General features: G+C 69.1%; 13 protein-coding genes. 4 read left to right on the forward strand and 9 right to left on the reverse strand.

What is annotated here, in order from left to right; genetic code table 11:
• Positions 1 to 208 precede the first annotated feature (208 nt).
• From AN216_RS24570 to thyX, 3 genes are all read right to left on the reverse strand, one after another.
• Positions 209 to 1,894: a ribonuclease J gene (locus AN216_RS24570; RefSeq protein WP_070198921.1), complete on the reverse strand. Its 1,686-nt coding sequence runs from the start codon at positions 1,892 to 1,894 to the stop codon at positions 209 to 211.
• A gap of 107 nt (positions 1,895 to 2,001) precedes the next feature.
• Entirely contained in the window at positions 2,002 to 2,901 is a 900-nt protein-coding gene (gene dapA / locus AN216_RS24575) for a 4-hydroxy-tetrahydrodipicolinate synthase (RefSeq protein WP_070198922.1), read from the reverse strand.
• A gap of 165 nt (positions 2,902 to 3,066) precedes the next feature.
• Positions 3,067 to 3,759 carry an FAD-dependent thymidylate synthase gene (gene thyX, locus AN216_RS24580; RefSeq protein WP_070198940.1) on the reverse strand — a complete coding sequence of 231 codons (693 nt, stop codon included), beginning with the start codon at positions 3,757 to 3,759 and terminating at the stop codon, positions 3,067 to 3,069.
• A gap of 256 nt (positions 3,760 to 4,015) precedes the next feature.
• On the opposite strand from thyX, the gene AN216_RS24585 reads away from it, so the two are divergent.
• Both AN216_RS24585 and AN216_RS24590 read left to right on the forward strand, forming a co-directional pair.
• Positions 4,016 to 4,255, forward strand: a complete 240-nt coding sequence (locus AN216_RS24585) for a hypothetical protein (RefSeq protein WP_070198923.1) — start codon at positions 4,016 to 4,018, stop codon at positions 4,253 to 4,255.
• Between the two features lie 93 nt (positions 4,256 to 4,348).
• On the forward strand, positions 4,349 to 4,945 hold the full coding sequence (locus AN216_RS24590; protein WP_070198924.1) for a hypothetical protein: 597 nt from the start codon (positions 4,349 to 4,351) through the stop codon (positions 4,943 to 4,945).
• A 23-nt stretch (positions 4,946 to 4,968) separates the two neighbouring features.
• Here AN216_RS24590 and AN216_RS24595 read toward each other — a convergent pair whose 3' ends face one another.
• The 5 genes from AN216_RS24595 to rpsO form a co-directional block, all read right to left on the reverse strand.
• Entirely contained in the window at positions 4,969 to 5,430 is a 462-nt protein-coding gene (locus AN216_RS24595; RefSeq protein WP_070198925.1) for a tetratricopeptide repeat protein, read from the reverse strand.
• Between the two features lie 2 nt (positions 5,431 to 5,432).
• Positions 5,433 to 6,245, reverse strand: coding sequence for a 4-hydroxy-tetrahydrodipicolinate reductase (gene dapB / locus AN216_RS24600; protein ID WP_070198926.1), 813 nt, complete (start codon positions 6,243 to 6,245; stop codon positions 5,433 to 5,435).
• A gap of 52 nt (positions 6,246 to 6,297) precedes the next feature.
• Positions 6,298 to 7,683 carry a M16 family metallopeptidase gene (locus AN216_RS24605; protein ID WP_070198927.1) on the reverse strand — a complete coding sequence of 462 codons (1,386 nt, stop codon included), beginning with the start codon at positions 7,681 to 7,683 and terminating at the stop codon, positions 6,298 to 6,300.
• Positions 7,680 to 9,917, reverse strand: a complete 2,238-nt coding sequence (locus AN216_RS24610) for a polyribonucleotide nucleotidyltransferase (protein WP_070198941.1) — start codon at positions 9,915 to 9,917, stop codon at positions 7,680 to 7,682. The genes AN216_RS24605 and AN216_RS24610 overlap by 4 nt, the downstream gene beginning before the upstream one ends.
• A gap of 298 nt (positions 9,918 to 10,215) precedes the next feature.
• A complete protein-coding gene (gene rpsO, locus AN216_RS24615) occupies positions 10,216 to 10,506 on the reverse strand; it encodes a 30S ribosomal protein S15 (protein WP_079166964.1) in 291 nt (96 codons plus the stop codon).
• Positions 10,507 to 10,521: 15 nt separating this feature from the next.
• On the opposite strand from rpsO, the gene AN216_RS24620 reads away from it, so the two are divergent.
• On the forward strand, positions 10,522 to 11,415 hold the full coding sequence (locus AN216_RS24620) for a collagen-like domain-containing protein (protein ID WP_070198928.1): 894 nt from the start codon (positions 10,522 to 10,524) through the stop codon (positions 11,413 to 11,415).
• Here AN216_RS24620 and eccD read toward each other — a convergent pair.
• Complete coding sequence (gene eccD, locus AN216_RS24625; RefSeq protein WP_070198929.1) at positions 11,385 to 12,902, reverse strand: type VII secretion integral membrane protein EccD; 1,518 nt, start codon at positions 12,900 to 12,902, stop codon at positions 11,385 to 11,387. The two genes, AN216_RS24620 and eccD, sit on opposite strands and share 31 nt — an antisense overlap.
• A gap of 235 nt (positions 12,903 to 13,137) precedes the next feature.
• Here eccD and eccCa point away from each other — a divergent pair, with 235 nt between their 5' ends.
• On the forward strand, positions 13,138 to 17,121 hold the full coding sequence (gene eccCa / locus AN216_RS24630; RefSeq protein WP_070198930.1) for a type VII secretion protein EccCa: 3,984 nt from the start codon (positions 13,138 to 13,140) through the stop codon (positions 17,119 to 17,121).
• The last annotated feature ends 49 nt before the right edge of the window (positions 17,122 to 17,170 follow it).

The following is a 17,170-nucleotide window of genomic DNA, read 5'->3' on the forward strand; positions in this document are numbered from 1 at the left end:
ACACTCACATCAGACTCCCTCTCAGGAATCCTCCGGATGTTCCTTCGGCGTTTCCACCGTATCAGAGAATTTTCGCCGAGTATTACTTCGGTATTCGCTGACCAAGAGCCGAGACGCCGGAATGCGTCCCCTTCCCTGCGGTGGAGCCGTAAATGTACGGGAGCGGGGCGCCGGCACGCAAATCGAGGCGCCCCGCAACCGGTTGGGCTCAGACCTCCACGACCACCGGAAGGATCATGGGACGCCTGCGGTAACTGTCCGACACCCACTTGCCCACGGCACGCCTCACGAGTTGCTGCAGCTGATGAGGCTCCGAGACGCCGTCCTGAGCGGACTTGGACAGCGCTTCCTCGATCTTCGGGATGACCTGGTTGAAGTCGGACTCGTCGATCCCGGAACCACGGGACTGCACGTGTGGACCACCCACGAGCTTCCCCGTGCTGCTGTCCACCACGACGAACACGGAGATGATGCCCTCGTCACCCAGGATGCGCCGGTCTTTCAACGAGGATTCCGTGACGTCGCCGACCGAGAGGCCGTCGACGTAGACGTAGCCCGCCTGCACCTTCCCAACGATCTTCGCCTTCCCCTCGACCAGGTCGACGACGACCCCGTCCTCCGCGATGACGACCTGATCCTTGGGCACCCCCGTCAATGCGCCGAGCTCCGCGTTGGCACGCAGGTGCCGCCATTCCCCGTGTACGGGCAGCAGGTTCCGCGGCTGGCAGATGTTGTAGAAGTACAGCAGTTCACCCGCCGAGGCATGCCCGGAGACGTGCACCTTGGCGTTGCTCTTGTGCACCACGTCGGCGCCCCACCGGGTCAGTCCGTTGATCACCCGGTATACGGCGTTCTCGTTGCCCGGGATCAGGGAGGAGGCGAGGATCACCGTGTCGCCGGGGACGATACGGATCTGGTGGTCACGGTTGGCCATCCGGGAGAGCGCGGCCATCGGCTCGCCCTGGGAGCCGGTGCACACGAGCACGACCTCGTCCTCGGGAAGGTCGTCCAGCGTCTTGACGTCCACCACCAGGCCGGCCGGCACCTTGAGGTATCCCAGGTCCCGCGCGATGCCCATGTTGCGCACCATGGAGCGCCCCACGAACGCCACTCGACGCCCGTGCTCGTGGGCGGCGTCCAGGATCTGCTGAATCCGATGCACGTGCGAGGCGAAGCTCGCCACGATGATGCGGCGCTGAGCTCCTGCGAAGACCTGTCCCAACACCTGTGAGATGTCCCGCTCGGGCGGCACGAAGCCAGGCACCTCGGCGTTCGTCGAGTCGGAAAGCAGCAGGTCGATGCCTTCTTCACCAAGCCGGGCGAAGGTGCGCAGGTCGGTCAGCCGTCCGTCCAGCGGCAGCTGGTCCATCTTGAAGTCGCCCGTGTGCACGACCATGCCGGCCGGTGTGCGTACGGCCACGGCCAGGGCGTCGGGAATGGAGTGGTTCACCGCGACGAACTCGCAGTCGAACGGACCTACCCGCTCTCGATGCCCCTCCTGCACCTCCAGCGTGTACGGGCGGATGCGGTGCTCCTGGAGCTTCGCCTCGATCAGTGCGAGGGTGAGCTTGGAGCCGATCAGTGGGATGTCCGGCTTCTCACGGAGCAGGTACGGGATACCACCGATGTGGTCCTCGTGACCATGCGTCAACACGATGCCCTCGACATCGTCCAGACGATCCCGCACGGAGGTGAAGTCCGGCAGGATCAGGTCGATTCCCGGTTGTTCCTCCTCCGGGAAGAGCACGCCACAATCGATGATCAGCAATCGACCGTCGTACTCGAACACGGTCATGTTGCGGCCGATCTCACCCAGTCCGCCAAGGGGCGTGACCCGCAGACCACCCTCGGGGAGCTTCGGCGGAGCGCCGAGCTCGGGATGCGGATGACTCAAAAGACTCTCCTCACCACGCACGCCACGTGGCCCTTGGGTCACGTGGCGCGAGCGATTTCTGGTTCACTTGCAGTTGTCGGATCGTATGGAGTTGTGAAGCCTGTGCGTCAGAGCTGCACTCCGCCTGCCGCGAGATCCCGCCTGAGCTGCTCCGTCTCCTCGGGGGCGGACCCGACGAGCGGTAGCCTCAGCGGCCCGGCCGGCAGTCCTCGCAGAGCGAGCGCCGCCTTCACCGTGATCACACCCTGATTGCGGAACATACCGGTGAAAACGGGCAGCAGCTTCTGATGGATCTCCGTTGCCTTGACCACGTCGCCGCTGACATGCGCCTCCAACATGGAGCGCAGCTCGGGGGCGACCACGTGCCCGACCACGGAGACATATCCGATGGCGCCCACCGAGAGCAGCGGGAGGTTAAGCATGTCGTCACCGCTGTACCAGGCGAGTCCGCTCGTCGCGATGGCCCAGCTGGCGCGACCAAGGTCTCCCTTGGCGTCCTTGTTCGCCACGATACGGGGGTGCTCGGCCAGCCGGACAATGGTTTCGGTGTTGATGGGCACGCCACTGCGGCCAGGAATGTCGTACAGCATGACGGGCAGTTCCGTCGCGTCGGCGATCGCGGTGAAGTGCCGGAACAGCCCTTCCTGTGGTGGCTTGCTGTAGTACGGAGTGACCGCGAGCAGGCCGTGCGCGCCGGCCTGGGCTGCGTCCCGGGCCAGACGGAGGCTGTGCTCGGTGTCGTTCGTACCGGCTCCGGCCACGATGTGCGCACGGTCTCCGACCGCCTCCACCACGGCCCGGACCAGCTGAGCCTTCTCGGCGTCGCTGGTGGTCGGGGACTCGCCCGTGGTTCCGTTGACCACCAGGCCGTCGTTGCCGGAATCGACCAAGTGAGCTGCGAGACGCTGAGCGCCGTCGAGGTCAAGCGCGCCCTCCGCGGTAAAGGGTGTGATCATCGCGGTCAGGACCCGCCCGAAGGGCGTCTGCGGTGTGGAGGTCGGAGCCATGCCCTCCACGCTACTCGCAGCCGACCGTGTCTCGCTTCTTCGGGGCTGTCGAGACGGAACACGGCGCTGCCTGCTCGGGGGTTCAGGCAGCGCCGAGTCCGTGCCATCAGCCTAGATGAATTTCGCTAAAGAGTGCAATACGGACATCTGGCTGCGCGCCGCTGCTCACGGGGCCACCCGTCCGTTGCCGTTGAACGTGTCGTACGTCAGGGGCATGAGCTCCGCCCAGTGAGCCTCCATCCGCTCCGCCACCATCTCGATCTCCCGCTGCGGGAAGGTCGGCACGCTCGCCTGTTCGTGTTGCGTGCGGAGGCCCAGAAAGTGCATCAGCGAACGGGCGTTGCAGGTGGCGTACATCGAGGAGTACAGACCGACCGGAAGGACCGCACGAGCCACCTCTCGGGCCACCCCGGCGGCGAGCATCTCCTCGTACGTGGCGTACGCCTGCTGGTAGGAGTCCGTCATCGCCCGCCCCACCAGCTCCTGCTGCGCCTGGGTGCCCTCGACGAAGACGTACTTCCCCGGGCGGCCCCGCTGGACCAGCTTGCGGGATTCGTCCGGGACGTAGAAGACGGGCTGCAGCTGGCGGTAGCGCCCGGACTCCTCGTTGTACGACCAGCCGGCCCGGTGCCGCTGGAACTCTCGGAAGACGAAGAGCGGAGCGCTGATGAAGAAGGTCATGGAGTTGTGTTCGAAAGGGCTGCCGTGGCGGTCCCGCATCAGGAAGTTGATGAGCCCGCGGCTTCGCTCCGGGTCCTTCCCCAGCTCGTCCAACGACTGCTCGCCGGCCGTCGAGACCCGGGCGGCCCACAACACGTCCGTGTCGGAGGCACTGTGCTTCACCAACTCCACGGTCATGTCGCTGCGGAAGCTGGGACTCGAGGCACTGCTCTCGGCTCCGGACACTGACGGTTCCCTTCCTGTACGTGCACCTGCGTCCCGCTCACCCTACGGCGCGGCTCTGACAACCGGTCACGTGACCCATACAGGACTATCCGGACACGATGCCGGCAACTCAGCGGATTTCTTCCAGATACAGTCGGGAACGGGCACTTCGGGGAGCCTGTGGACGTTCTCCGGGAAACAGTTGAGAACGATCCCAGGAGCATCAGCCATGTCCCGCCGCTACGGCGAGTCCGTGCCGTACACCTTCGTCGCCCAGGCCGACCGATTTCGGAGTAATGTCACCCCTCCGCCCCGAGCCCGTAAGAACCCTCGCGAACGCGCTGGTTCGGTCCTGATGGGGCTCACCATCGTGACGGGCCTGGCGGGCTCGTTGCTGTTGGGCGTGCCCGCGCTCGACGCGGACCAGCAGCGGGATGACAGGCGGCAGGCGGCTTCCGAGGGTCGTTGAGGCACCCGAAGCCGGGCTCCGGGACTGGCCGTTCGGAGCCCGGCTGGATAATCTCACCGGGCACAGCCATCTGCCCGTGATCGAGGACCCCAAGTGCCCCTGCCTTTTCTGACGGCCGACCGTGACACCCGCTCCACGGCCGAGGTGATGCCGCCGGCCCATGAGGACCCGGAGCGTTGGCGGCGCCCCTACCGCCCCGGCCCGTGGCGGGTGGCAGGAGCGGCACTGCTGCTCCTGCTGACCTCGTACCTCCTGATGTCCACGATGATCATCGCGTTCGCCGGAGCCCCCTCCGGCGCCGTGGTCTGCGCCGCGACCGCGCTGGGCGTGGCAGCGCTGGCGCTGCGGCTCCTGCGGGTCGGGGTCTGGGTCAGCTCGCAGGGTCTGCGTCAGGTGGGACTGTTCTACACCGTCACGCTGCCCTGGCGAGAGGTGGCGGCCGTGCGCACCGCACAGCAGCCCGTCCGGTGGCTCGGGTTCCCTCGCACCGTGCAAGGCGAGTCGCTCGTGATCGTACGGACCACCGGGGCCGGAGCTCAGGGACAGCCCCAGATGCGGAGCGAACCACTGCGACCGTTGCTGACCGATCACAACGCCGACTTCCTCGGTCGGAACCCAGCCTTCGACCGCGCGGCGGACGTCATAGAGGGCTGGGCCGCAGAGTCGCGCCCCGCTCCCGCTTCCGTGTGAGCGGATGCCCTGGCACGGTCCCCTCAGTCCGCTGCCTTCAATCCTGTTTCGCCGCTCCGGAGCGTGATGGCGCGCTGCATCGCCTTGCGGGCACGTGGCGTGTCCCGCGCGTCGTGATACGCCACGGCGAGCCGAAACCAGTTGCGCCAGTCGTCCGGCGCTTCCTCGGCCTCCGCCTGTCGCCGCACGAACACCGCGTCGGCCGAGTCCCGATCGATTCGGCCGCTGGGTGTTCGGGTCAGTTCGTCGACGGGCAGGCCGCCCTCCGCCTCCAGTTCGCGGGCCAACCGACCGGCAGCACGGGCGAAGCGGGTGGTGTGCCAGAGAAACCACAGGCCGATGAACGGCAGTACGAGCACCACGACCCCGAACGGGACCGTGATCGCGGTACCCTGCTGGATCAGCAGCACGCCTCGGCTGCCGACCAACACGAAGTAGACGAGCAGCACCGCGGCCAGCACCGCGTACGTCAGTCGCGCGCGCACCGCTAGCCCCCTCGCCGTGTGCCCGCCGCACCGTCGCTCTCCGCCGCCGGCCGGCTCGGCTCCTCGTTGAAGAGGAAGTGTTCGAGACCCACGGTGAGGCCGGGTGCCGTGCCGATCCGGCGTACGCCCAGCAGCACGCCGGGCATGAAGGAGCCACGGTTCATGGAGTCGTGCCGGATGGTCAGGGTCTCCCCCTCGTCGCCGAACAGCACCTCCTGGTGGGCGACGAGCCCGCGCATCCGTACGGCGTGCACGGGCACCCCGTCGACGTCGGCGCCCCTGGCACCGTCCAACTGCGTACTGGTCGCGTCCGGCTGGGCCGCGAGGCCCGCTTCCCGGCGGGCCTCGGCGATCAGTTGGGCGGTACGAGCCGCGGTGCCGCTCGGGGCGTCCGCCTTCCGCGGATGGTGCAGCTCCACCACCTCGACGGACTCGAAGAACCGTGCCGCCTCGCGAGCGAACCGCATGGTGAGGACGGCTCCGATGCCGAAGTTCGGGGCGATCAGCACTCCGGTCGCCGGCTTCTCGGCGAGCCAGCCACGCAGCTTCCCGAACCGTTCCTCAGTCCACCCGGTCGTCCCGACCACGGCGTGAACACCGTGTCGGACGCAGAACTCGAGGTTGCCCAGGACGGCGTCCGGATGCGTCAGGTCGACGGCCACCTCGGTGTCCGTGGCGGTCAGCGTGTCCAAGCTGTCCTCACGGTCGAGCGCCGCGGTGAGTTCCATGTCCTCGGCGTCCCGCACCGCTTGGGCAGCCTCACTGCCCATCCGGCCCTGGGCTCCCAACACCGCGACTCGAATCGGGTTGGTCATCTGGAGTCCTCTCACTCGCTCGTCCTGGCCGACCACGTGCGTACCGACGCCGTCAGGCCACCGCGTCGTGCAGACGGGACACCTGCTCGTCGGTGAAGTCGCCGATCGCCGACAACGAAGGCCGGGCGCCCAGCACATCACGCGCCACCGACCGGATGTCGTCCGGCGTCACGGAGGCGATCCGTAGCAGCATGTCATCCACCGACAGTTGCTCTCCCCAGCACAGCTCGCTTTTGCCGAGGCGGTGCATCAGCGCCCCGGTGTCCTCCAGGCCCAGCACCGTCGCGCCGGAGAGCTGGCCGATGGCTCGCTCGACCTCGTCGTCCGCCAGGCCGCTTCGCACGACCTGGTCGAGCTCGTCCCGGCAGATCTTCAGGACGTCCGCCACCTGGTTCGGCCGGCAGCCGGCGTACACGCCGAACAGACCGCAGTCCGCGAAGCTGGCGGTGTAGGAGTAGGTGCTGTACGCGAGCCCCCGCCGCTCCCGGATCTCCTGGAACAGCCGTGAACTCATGCTGCCGCCCAGGGCCGCGCTGAGCACTCCGAGCGCCCAGCGCCGCTCGTCATGCCGGGACAGTCCCGGCAGCCCGAGGACGAGGTGAGCCTGCTCGGTCGGCCGCTCCACCACCTCGACCCGGCCGGCGGGCCGTACGGTCAGCTGGCCGTGACGGGGGCCGACCGGCGCGAACTCCGCACCGCTGCCCGCCAGTGCTCCCGCCCGGTCGAACGCGGCACTGACCTGGCGTACGACGGTCTCATGGTCGAGGTTTCCGGCCACCGCGACGACCAGCCGGGTGGGGTCATAGTGGCTGGCGTAGAACTCGGCGAGACGGTCCCGGGTGAGGGACTGGACGGTGTCGACCGTGCCCAGCACGGGCCTGCCGAGCGACGTGTCGCCGAACATCGTGTGGCTGAACAGATCGTGGACGCACTCCCCCGGGTCGTCCTCCGTCATGGCGATCTCCTCGAGGATCACGCCACGCTCGGCCGCCACCTCGGACGGATCGAGTACCGAACCGGTGAGCATGTCAGCGACCACGTCGATGGCCAGCGGAAGGTCGCTGTCCAGTATCCGTGCGAAGTAGCAGGTGTACTCCTTGCCCGTGAAGGCGTTCAACTCGCCTCCGACAGCGTCGACCTCGGCCGAGATGTCCAGCGCGGAGCGCATCCGGGTGCCCTTGAACAGCAGGTGCTCGAGGTAGTGCGTGGCGCCGTTCAGCGAGGGTGTCTCGTCCCGCGACCCGACGTGTGCCCAGATGCCGAAGGTGACCGAGCGGACGGCAGGCACGGCTTCCGTGACGACACGGAGCCCGCTCGGCAGCACCGTTCTGCGTACGCTACCGGCCACGCCCGAGCCGCCGAGGTGACCGCCGGCACGGGCGACGGCCCGCCCCTTCGAGGGAGTGGGGCGGGCCGTCCGGTGGAACTTCCGTGTCACGAGGACGCGTCGTCCTTCTCCGCGGGGGACTCGGCAGCCGCTTCGCCCGACTCCCCGTCCTCCAGGACCGGGATCAGCGAGAGCTTGCCGCGCTGGTCGATCTCGGCGATCTCCACCTGCACCTTCTGGCCGACACCGAGCACGTCCTCGACGTTCTCCACGCGCTTGCCACCGGCCAGCTTGCGGATCTGCGAGATGTGCAGCAGCCCGTCCTTGCCCGGCAGCAGCGAGACGAAGGCGCCGAAGGTGGTGGTCTTCACCACCGTGCCCAGGTAACGCTCGCCGACCTCGGGCATCGTGGGGTTCGCGATGCCGTTGATGGTGCTGCGCGCGGCGTCCGCGGCGGGACCGTCGGAGGCGCCGATGTAGATGGTGCCGTCGTCCTCGATGGAGATGTCGGCGCCGGTGTCCTCCTGGATCTGGTTGATCATCTTGCCCTTCGGGCCGATGACCTCGCCGATCTTCTCCACCGGGATCTTCACCGTGATGATCCGGGGAGCGTTCGGGGACATCTCGTCTGGTACGTCGATGGCCTCGTTCATGACGTCCAGGATGTGCAGTCGCGCGTCTCGGGCCTGCTTGAGCGCGGCGGCCAGGACGGAGGCGGGGATGCCGTCCAGCTTCGTGTCGAGCTGCAGGGCCGTGACGAAGTTGCGCGTCCCGGCGACCTTGAAGTCCATGTCGCCGAAGGCGTCCTCGGCACCGAGGATGTCGGTCAGCGTCACGTAGTGTGTCTCGCCGTCGATCTCCTGCGAGATCAGTCCCATGGCGATCCCGGCGACCGGGGCCAGCAGCGGCACACCGGCGTTCAGGAGGGACATCGTGGAGGCGCAGACCGAGCCCATGGAGGTCGAGCCGTTGGAGCCCAGGGCCTCGGACACCTGCCGGATGGCGTACGGGAAGTCCTCCCGGCTGGGCAGTACGGGCACCAGGGCGCGCTCGGCCAGCGCGCCGTGCCCGATCTCGCGGCGCTTCGGCGAACCGACCCGGCCCGTCTCACCCGTGGAGTAGGGCGGGAAGTTGTAGTTGTGCATGTAGCGCTTGCGGGTCACCGGCGAGAGGGTGTCCAGCTGCTGCTCCATCCGCAGCATGTTCAGCGTGGTGACCCCGAGGATCTGGGTCTCGCCCCGCTCGAACAGCGCGGAGCCGTGCACCCGCGGAAGCGCTTCGACCTCGGCCGCGAGCGTACGGATGTCGGTGACGCCACGGCCGTCGATACGCTTCTTCTCGCGGATGACGCGCTCACGCACCAGGGACTTCGTCAGTGACCGGTAGGCCGCCGAGATCTCCTTCTCGCGCCCCTCGAACTGCGGCAGCAGCTTCTCCGCCGCCAGCTCCTTGACCCGGTCCAGCTCGGTGTCGCGCTCCTGCTTGCCCGCGATGGTCAGCGCCGCGGCGAGTTCGCCGCGTACGGCCTCGTCCAGCGCCGCCAGCACGTCATCCTGGTGGTCCAGGAAGATCGGGAACTCCCCGGTCGGCTTCGCGGCCTTGGCGGCGAGGTCGGACTGGGCCCGGCAGAGGACCTTGATGAACGGCTTGGCGGCGTCCAGCCCGGCTGCCACGACCTCCTCGGTCGGTGCTTCCGCGCCACCCTTGATCAGCTCGATCGTCTTCTCGGTGGCCTCGGCCTCGACCATCATCACGGCCACGTCGCCGTCCGGCAGCACTCGGCCGGCGACGACCATGTCGAACACCGACTCGGCCAGCTCGCTGTGTGTCGGGAAGGCGACCCACTGACCGTTGATCAGTGCCACCCGCGTGCCGCCGATCGGGCCGGAGAAGGGCAGGCCCGCCAACTGCGTGGAGCAGGAGGCGGCGTTGATGGCCACCACGTCGTACGCGTGGTCGGGGTTGAGCGCCATGACCGTCTCGACGATCTGGATCTCGTTGCGCAGGCCCTTGCGGAACGACGGGCGGAGCGGCCGGTCGATCAGCCGGCAGGTGAGGATCGCGTCCTCGCTCGGCCGGCCCTCACGACGGAAGAAGGAACCAGGGATCTTGCCGGCGGAGTACATCCGCTCTTCGACGTCGACCGTCAGCGGGAAGAAGTCCAGCTGGTCCTTGGGGTTCTTGGAGGCGGTGGTGGCCGACAGCACCATGGTGTCGTCGTCCAGGTAGGCCACCGCTGAACCGGCCGCCTGCTTCGCGAGCCGGCCGGTTTCGAAACGGATGGTACGGGTGCCGAAAGTGCCGTTGTCGATCACGGCCTCGGCGTAGTGGGTCTCGTTCTCCACCAGGAAAATCTCCTCGTTCACGTCCGCCGCCCGAGTGGCCGCGGACCATCTGCGACGAACGCTCCCTGGGCGGTGCCGGTCTTCGATCGAAGCACCCGGAACCGTGTCTGTGTCCGGAAGCCACTACCGAGGACCGACGTCGTAGGGAGGCGTTCTCCTCGTATAAGTATGCCGATGCGTTGCGTATGTCGTTGTAGGACCAGAGTACAAAGGTCCCGCCCACGCTCGCACGACCGTGGCGGCACGTCACCGCGAAGGGAGCGGCTCCTGGGTCAGGAGCCGCTCCCCGTGCGTGCGATTAGCGGGCGCCCGCGGCGCCACGGCGGATGCCGAGGCGCTCGACGAGGGCACGGAAGCGCTGGATGTCCTTCTTCGCGAGGTACTGGAGAAGGCGGCGACGCTGGCCCACCAGCAGCAGCAGCCCGCGGCGCGAGTGGTGGTCGTGCTTGTGGGTCTTGAGGTGTTCGGTGAGGTCCGAGATACGCCGGGAGAGCAGCGCCACCTGAACCTCGGGGGAGCCGGTGTCACCCTCCTTGGTGGCGAACTCGGTCATGATCTGCTTCTTCGTTGCGGCATCGAGCGACGACACGCGTACTCCTCTGGGATGGGGCCACCGGCGTCCCCTGGTCTTCTTCACAGCGGAATCTGCGCACTCGGCGGCCCGAAGCAGCATACCAGGTCGGGGCATCCCGACCTGACGGGGCAGTCGGGGCATCCCGACCTGACGGGGCAGCCGGGGCATCCCGACCTGACGGGGCAGCCGGGGCATCCCGACCTGACGGGGCAGCCGGGGCATCCCGACCTGACGGGGCAGCCGGGGCATCCCGACCTGACGGGGCAGCCGGGGCATCCCGACCTGACGGGGCAGCCGGGGCATCCCGACCTGACGGGGCAGCCGGGGCATCCCGACCTGACGGGGCAGCCGGGGCATCCCGACCTGACGGGGCAGCCGGGGCATCCCGACCTGACGGGGCAGCCGGGGCATCCCGACCTGACGGGGCAGCCGGGGCATCCCGACCTGACGGGGCAGCCGGGGCATCCCGACCTGACGGGGCAGCCGGGGCATCCCGACCTGACGGGGCAGCCGGGGCATCCCGACCTGACGGGGCAGCCGGGGCATCCCGACCTGACGGGGCAGCCGGGGCATCCCGACCTGACGGGGCAGCCGGGGCATCCCGACCTGACGGGGCAGCCGGGGCATCCCGACCTGACGGGGCAGCCGGGGCATCCCGACCTGACGGGGCAGCCGGGGCATCCCGACCTGACGGGGCAGCCGGGGCATCCCGACCTGACGGGGCAGCCGGGGCATCCCGACCTGACGGGGCAGCCGGGGCATCCCGACCTGACGGGGCAGCCGGGGCATCCCGACCTGACGGGGCAGCCGGGGCATCCCGACCTGACGGGGCAGCCGGGGCATCCCGACCTGACGGGGCAGCCGGGGCATCCCGACCTGACGGGGCAGTCCGCTCAGCTGGTGAGGCTACGCGCCGCGGAATAGGCGCCCATCACCGCCAGGCACAGCGGCACCAGTGTCAGCAGGACGAAGGTCTCGAAGATCTCCAGAAAGCGCGCCCAGAACGGCGTCACGCCCCTGCTGGGCACGGTCAGCCCGATCGCCGTGACCACGGCGGCGCCGGCCCCGATGGCGGCGGTGAGCCAGATCGTACGAACGTCCAGGCCGGCTCCGTCGCCCTCGAGCATGTCCGTGACCAGCTCGGCGGGCGGGTTCAGCGCGAGGCCCAGCACCAGGAGCAGCACCGTACCCAGTCCCGCCACCAGGGCGCAGCTCACCTGTGAGGTGTAACGGAAAAGCCGCGCCCGCAGCAGCATCGCCAGGCCGGCGGCCAGGGCGAGCCATCGCCCCCAGCTCGAGTCCGAGAAGCCCAGCACCGCCGCGGACGCGGTCACCAGCACGGCACAACCGCCCACCAGGCCGACGAGCACCTCGTGGCCACGGCGTGCCTGCGCCGCGATCCGTTCCCCGTCCACCGGCCCCAGGTCGTCCGAGGTCGCGTCCGGGTCCTCGTCCCAGCGTCCCTCACCGGTCTGCGGCGCGGTGTAGCCGATCGGCAGCCGCGCGAAACTGGAGGAGAGCCCGGGCAGGAAGGCGACCAGCCCGACCGCCACCGGCACACAGAGCGACGCCGTCTCGACGGGCGAGATGTCCGTCAGGATGGCAAGGAAGGTGACCAGGGTACCGATCGCCGCCGCGAACGCCACCGCCACGAACGGACCGTCACCGCTCGGCGTGACCGCGACCAGCAGGACGTACGCGACCAGCGCCGCCACACACGCGAGCAGCAACTGCAGGCGGCCTATCCCCTGCTCCTCCTGCAGCGGCAGCAGGCCGGAGCCCGCGATCATGACGTGCGGCAATGCCCCGAGTCCCAGGGCCACCGCGGAAGCGCGATCCGCGTAGACCCGGGCGCGCACGGCTGCGTACGCGACCAGCAACACGGCGGTGACGGCCGCCAGGACGCCCGGCAGGCCGTGCATGTCGTGCCCCACCGGATCGGAGAACCACAGCACGAAGGCCATCAGTACGAGCAGCACCGTGCCGCCGATGAGTCCCGCGCCGCGCATGAGGCTGTCGCCCCACAACCGGCGGTCCGTGGTGACGGCCGAGGCCACGGCGTCCGACACGTCGTCGAAGACGGCGGGCGGCAACGACTCGGCGAACGGCCGGAGATTGAGCACGTCCCCGTCCAGCACCCGCTGGGCCGCGAAGGAACGGGCACTGTCCAGCACGCTGCCGTCCCGACGCACCAGGTGGTAGCCGACCGGCGCGCCCTCCGTGGGACTCTGGCCGCTCAGCCGCAGGATCTCCGGATAGATGTCGGCGACCGGGATGTCCTCGGGCAGCGCCACGTCGATCCTGCTGTCCGGCGCGACGATGGTGACCCGGCAGAAGCCGGTGGCGGCTGCCGACGCCGTGGTACTCACCTTGGGATCCCCCTCATGGCCGCTGACTGGCTGGCTGGTCACAACGCACGTCACAGCTGCGGATGTCGGCCCCTCACCGAGCCCACGGAACCCACTTCGGCACGGTCCCGCCCCGCATGCCCCGCGGCCACCGTTCGCTGCCGCGCACGCACCGCGCGCAACCCTACCGGTCCCTGCTGACACGTCGTGCAAGTAGGATCACCCAGCGCGGAGGGCTCCGTCGCGACAGCGGCGTCGGCCGAGGAACTGTCCCGTACGTACGAGGAATTGGTGCACGGTGAGTCAGATCGTCGTCAAGCGTCCGCCACGGGCCCTGCCACCCAGTGTGCCCGGAGAGAACGTCACTCTCGAGGCACCTCCGGAACTGCCCCGCGGGCAGCAGGAGGGGATGCTGATGCAGATACTGCCCATGCTCGGCATGGGCGGATCCGTGGTCTTCTTCTTCATGCCGAACGCGCACCCCTTCATGCGGATCATGGGCCTGATCATGATCGCGTCCACGATCGCCATGGCCATCGCCATGATCGTGCGATTCCGCAGGGGCACACAGGGCGAGATGGCCCAGATGCGGCGCGACTACCTCAAGTACCTGGCACAGACTCGGCGTACGGTACGCAAGACGGCACGCGCGCAGCGCGACGGCCAGTTCTACCTCCACCCGGCGCCCGAACAGCTGTGGGCCCTGGTCGCCGAGGGCAGTCGGGTATGGGAACGGCGCGCCGGGGACGACGACTTCGGCCAGGTACGGCTGGGACTGTGCGCACAGCAACTGGCCACTCCGCTCGTGGCACCCGAGACGGCCCCGGTGGACGAGTTGGAACCGCTGACCGCGGGCGCGATGCGGCAGTTCCTCGCCACCCACAGCTCCCTGGACGGACTGCCGATGGCGGTGTCGCTGCGGGCCTTCTACCACATGACTGTGAGCGGCGACGTCGATCCGGTGCACCGCACCGCCCGCGCGATGGTGGGCTCGCTCGCCTCCCTGCACTCGCCGGACGACCTGGTCATCGCGATCGTCACCGGCCCGGCCGCCGAACCGCGTTGGGAGTGGGCCAAGTGGCTGCCGCACACCCAGGCGGCGGGCACGCTGGACGGCGCGGGTACCCGTCGGCTGATCTCCGACGACCTGATGGCGCTGGAGGAGCATCTGGCCCCCAAACTGGACGGCCGGCCGCGGTTCAGCGCCTCAGGGCAGCCCGTGCTCGAGCAACCGCACGTGCTGATGGTGCTGGACGGCGGGGCCACGGTGCCACCGAGTTCCATGCTGGCCGCCCCGGAGGGGCTGCAGGGCGTCACGGTCGTGGAGGTGGTGCCGGGCGACATCGACGGTGCGCGTGGGGGTCTCGCGATGCGGCTGCGTGCCGGACGGATCGAGTTGGAGTCCGCGCGGGGACTGGTCTACGACGGCGTGCCGGACGCGTTCTCGCTGCCGGCGGCCGAGGCGCTCGCCAGGCAACTGGCCCCGCTACGGATGGGCTCGGGCGGGGATGACGACGAACCGCTCCTGGCGAAGCTCGAGTTCACGGACCTGCTGGGCCTGGGGGACGCGGCCGCCGTCGACGTACGGCGTACGTGGCGCCCCCGCTCGCAGGCCGAACGCCTCCGCGTTCCGATCGGCGTGGGCGAGGACGGTCAACCGGTGATGCTCGACCTCAAGGAGGCCGCCGAGGACGGCATGGGGCCGCACGGGCTGTGTGTCGGCGCCACCGGCTCCGGCAAGTCCGAACTCTTGCGCACCCTCGTGCTGGGCTTGGCCGTGACCCACTCCTCCGAGACGTTGAACTTCGTCCTCGCCGACTTCAAGGGCGGTGCGACGTTCGCCGGCATGTCCCAGATGCCGCATGTCGCGGCCGTCATCACCAACCTGGCGGACGACCTCACTCTGGTCGACCGGATGGGGGACTCGATCCGTGGCGAACTCAACCGGCGCCAGGAGCTGCTGCGGGACGCCGGCAACTACGCCAACATCAAGGACTACGAGCGGGCCCGCGCGGCCGGAGCACCGCTGACCCCGATCGCCTCGCTGGTGCTCGTGATCGACGAGTTCAGCGAACTCCTCACCGCCAAGCCCGACTTCATCGACATGTTCATCCAGATAGGCCGGATCGGGCGCTCGCTCGGCGTACACCTGCTGCTGGCCTCGCAGCGCCTGGAGGAGGGCAGGTTGCGTGGCCTGGAGACGTACCTCTCCTACCGGGTGGGACTGCGGACCTTCTCCGCGGCCGAGTCCCGCGCGGCCCTCGGTGTGCCGGACGCCTACCACCTGCCGTCCGTGCCGGGCTCCGGTTACCTGAAGTTCGGCACGGACGAGATGACCCGGTTCAAGGCGGCCTACGTCTCGGGGGTGTACCGCTCCGGGAGCGACACCGACGAGCGGAGCACCCGAGGCCCGCGACCCGCGCGGCGCCGACCCGTGCGCTTCACCGCGGCGGACGTGCCCGTACAGCAGGCTCCGGAGCCGGTCGGCGCGGCGGAGCCGGAGCCCGCCGGGGGCGCTCCGGCCCCTACGGACGACGCGCTCGCCGACACCGTGCTGGACGTGGTCGTGCGGCGGCTCGACGGTCAGGGCACCCCCGCCCATCAGGTGTGGCTGCCCCCGCTCGACACCTCCGCGGCGCTCGACGAACTGCTGCCCGGCCTGACGCAGGTCGAGAACCGGGGCCTGACCCAGCCGGACTACGAGGGGCTCGGTCAACTCGTCGTCCCGATGGGGCTGGTCGACAAGCCCTTCGAGCAGCGTCGCGACCCGCTGTACGTCGACTTCTCCGGGGCCGCCGGGCATCTGTTGCTGATCGGTGGACCGCAGTCCGGCAAGTCCACGCTGCTGCGCACGCTGATCTCCTCGTTCGCGCTGACCCACACCCCGCGCGAGGTGCAGTTCTACGGCCTGGACTTCGGCGGCGGCGGCATGTCGGCCAGCGCGGGGCTCCCGCATGTCGGGGACATCGCCTCCCGGCTCGATCCGGAGCGGGTGCGGCGTACGGTCGCCGAGGTCGCGGGCATCCTCAACCAGCGGGAGGAGTACTTCCGCGCACACGGGATCGACTCCATCGGCACCTACCGGCGGCGTCGCGCCCGGGGGGAACTCGCCGAGCAGCGGTGGGGCGACGTCTTCCTCGTCATCGACGGTTGGGGCAACTTCAAGCAGGAGTACGACGCCCTGGAGGAGGTCGTCACCAGCATGGCCGGGCGTGGCCTCGGATACGGCGTACACCTGGTCATCTCCGCCTCCCGCGCCATGGAAGTCCGTCCGGCTCTCAAGGACCAGTTGGTCAACCGCCTCGAACTGCGGCTCGGTGACACCCTGGACTCGGAGTTGAGTCGCAAGGTCGCCGCCAACATCCCCACCGGCGTACCGGGCCGCGGACAGACGCCGGAGCACCTGCACTTCATGGCCGCAGTGCCGCGTATCGACGGTGTGGGCTCCGGCACGGACCTGTCCGAGGCCACGGAAAGCCTGAACCGTCGGGTCGCCGAGAGCTGGCAGGGTGACCGGGCCCCCGCCGTACGCCTGTTGCCGCGCGACTTCCCGGCGGTGGACCTGCCTCCGGGGGACGCTCACCCGGAGCGGGGCATCGCCTTCGCGATCGACGAGAGCACGCTGGAGCCGGTCTACGTCGACTTCGAGACCGACCCCTTCTTCCTCATCTTCGGGGACAGTGAGTCGGGCAAGACGAACCTGGTCCGACTGCTCGCCAAGCAGATCACGGAACGCTACACGCCGCAGGAGGCGCGTATCGTCGTGGCCGACTACCGGCGCGGGCTGCTCGGTGACGTCCCGGACTCGCACATGATCGTGTACGCGGCCATGTCGAACGGCATGAGCGGTCACATGGACGCGTTGCGGGACCTGATGGAGCGGCGGAAGCCGCCCGAGGACGTCACGCCGCAGCAACTACGGGACCACAGCTGGTGGCAGGGCGCGAGGATGTTCGTCATCGTCGACGACTACGAACTCGTGGCGAACTCGACCGGCAACCCACTCGCGGTCCTCACCGAACACCTGCCTTTCGCCCGGGACATCGGAGTCAGTTTCATCGTCGCGCGCAACTCGGCGGGCGCCACCCGGGCCGCGTTCGAGTCGTTCATGCAGCGGATCAAGGAACTCGGCGCACAGGGCGTCGTGTTGTCCGGTGATCCCAGCGAGGGCAATGTGCTGGGGAACGTCCGGCCGCGGCCGATGCCTCCGGGACGTGGACTGTTCTCCGCACGCCGACGCGGCACTCCCCTCATCCAGGTGGGGCGGCTGCACAAGTCGTGACCTCGCGGCCCGCTGCGCGGAAAACGGCCGGTGGGGAGCCTGTCGGGAG

Origin of the sequence: Streptomyces oceani, assembly GCF_001751245.1 — a bacterium.
Lineage (GTDB): Bacteria > Actinomycetota > Actinomycetes > Streptomycetales > Streptomycetaceae > Streptomyces > Streptomyces oceani.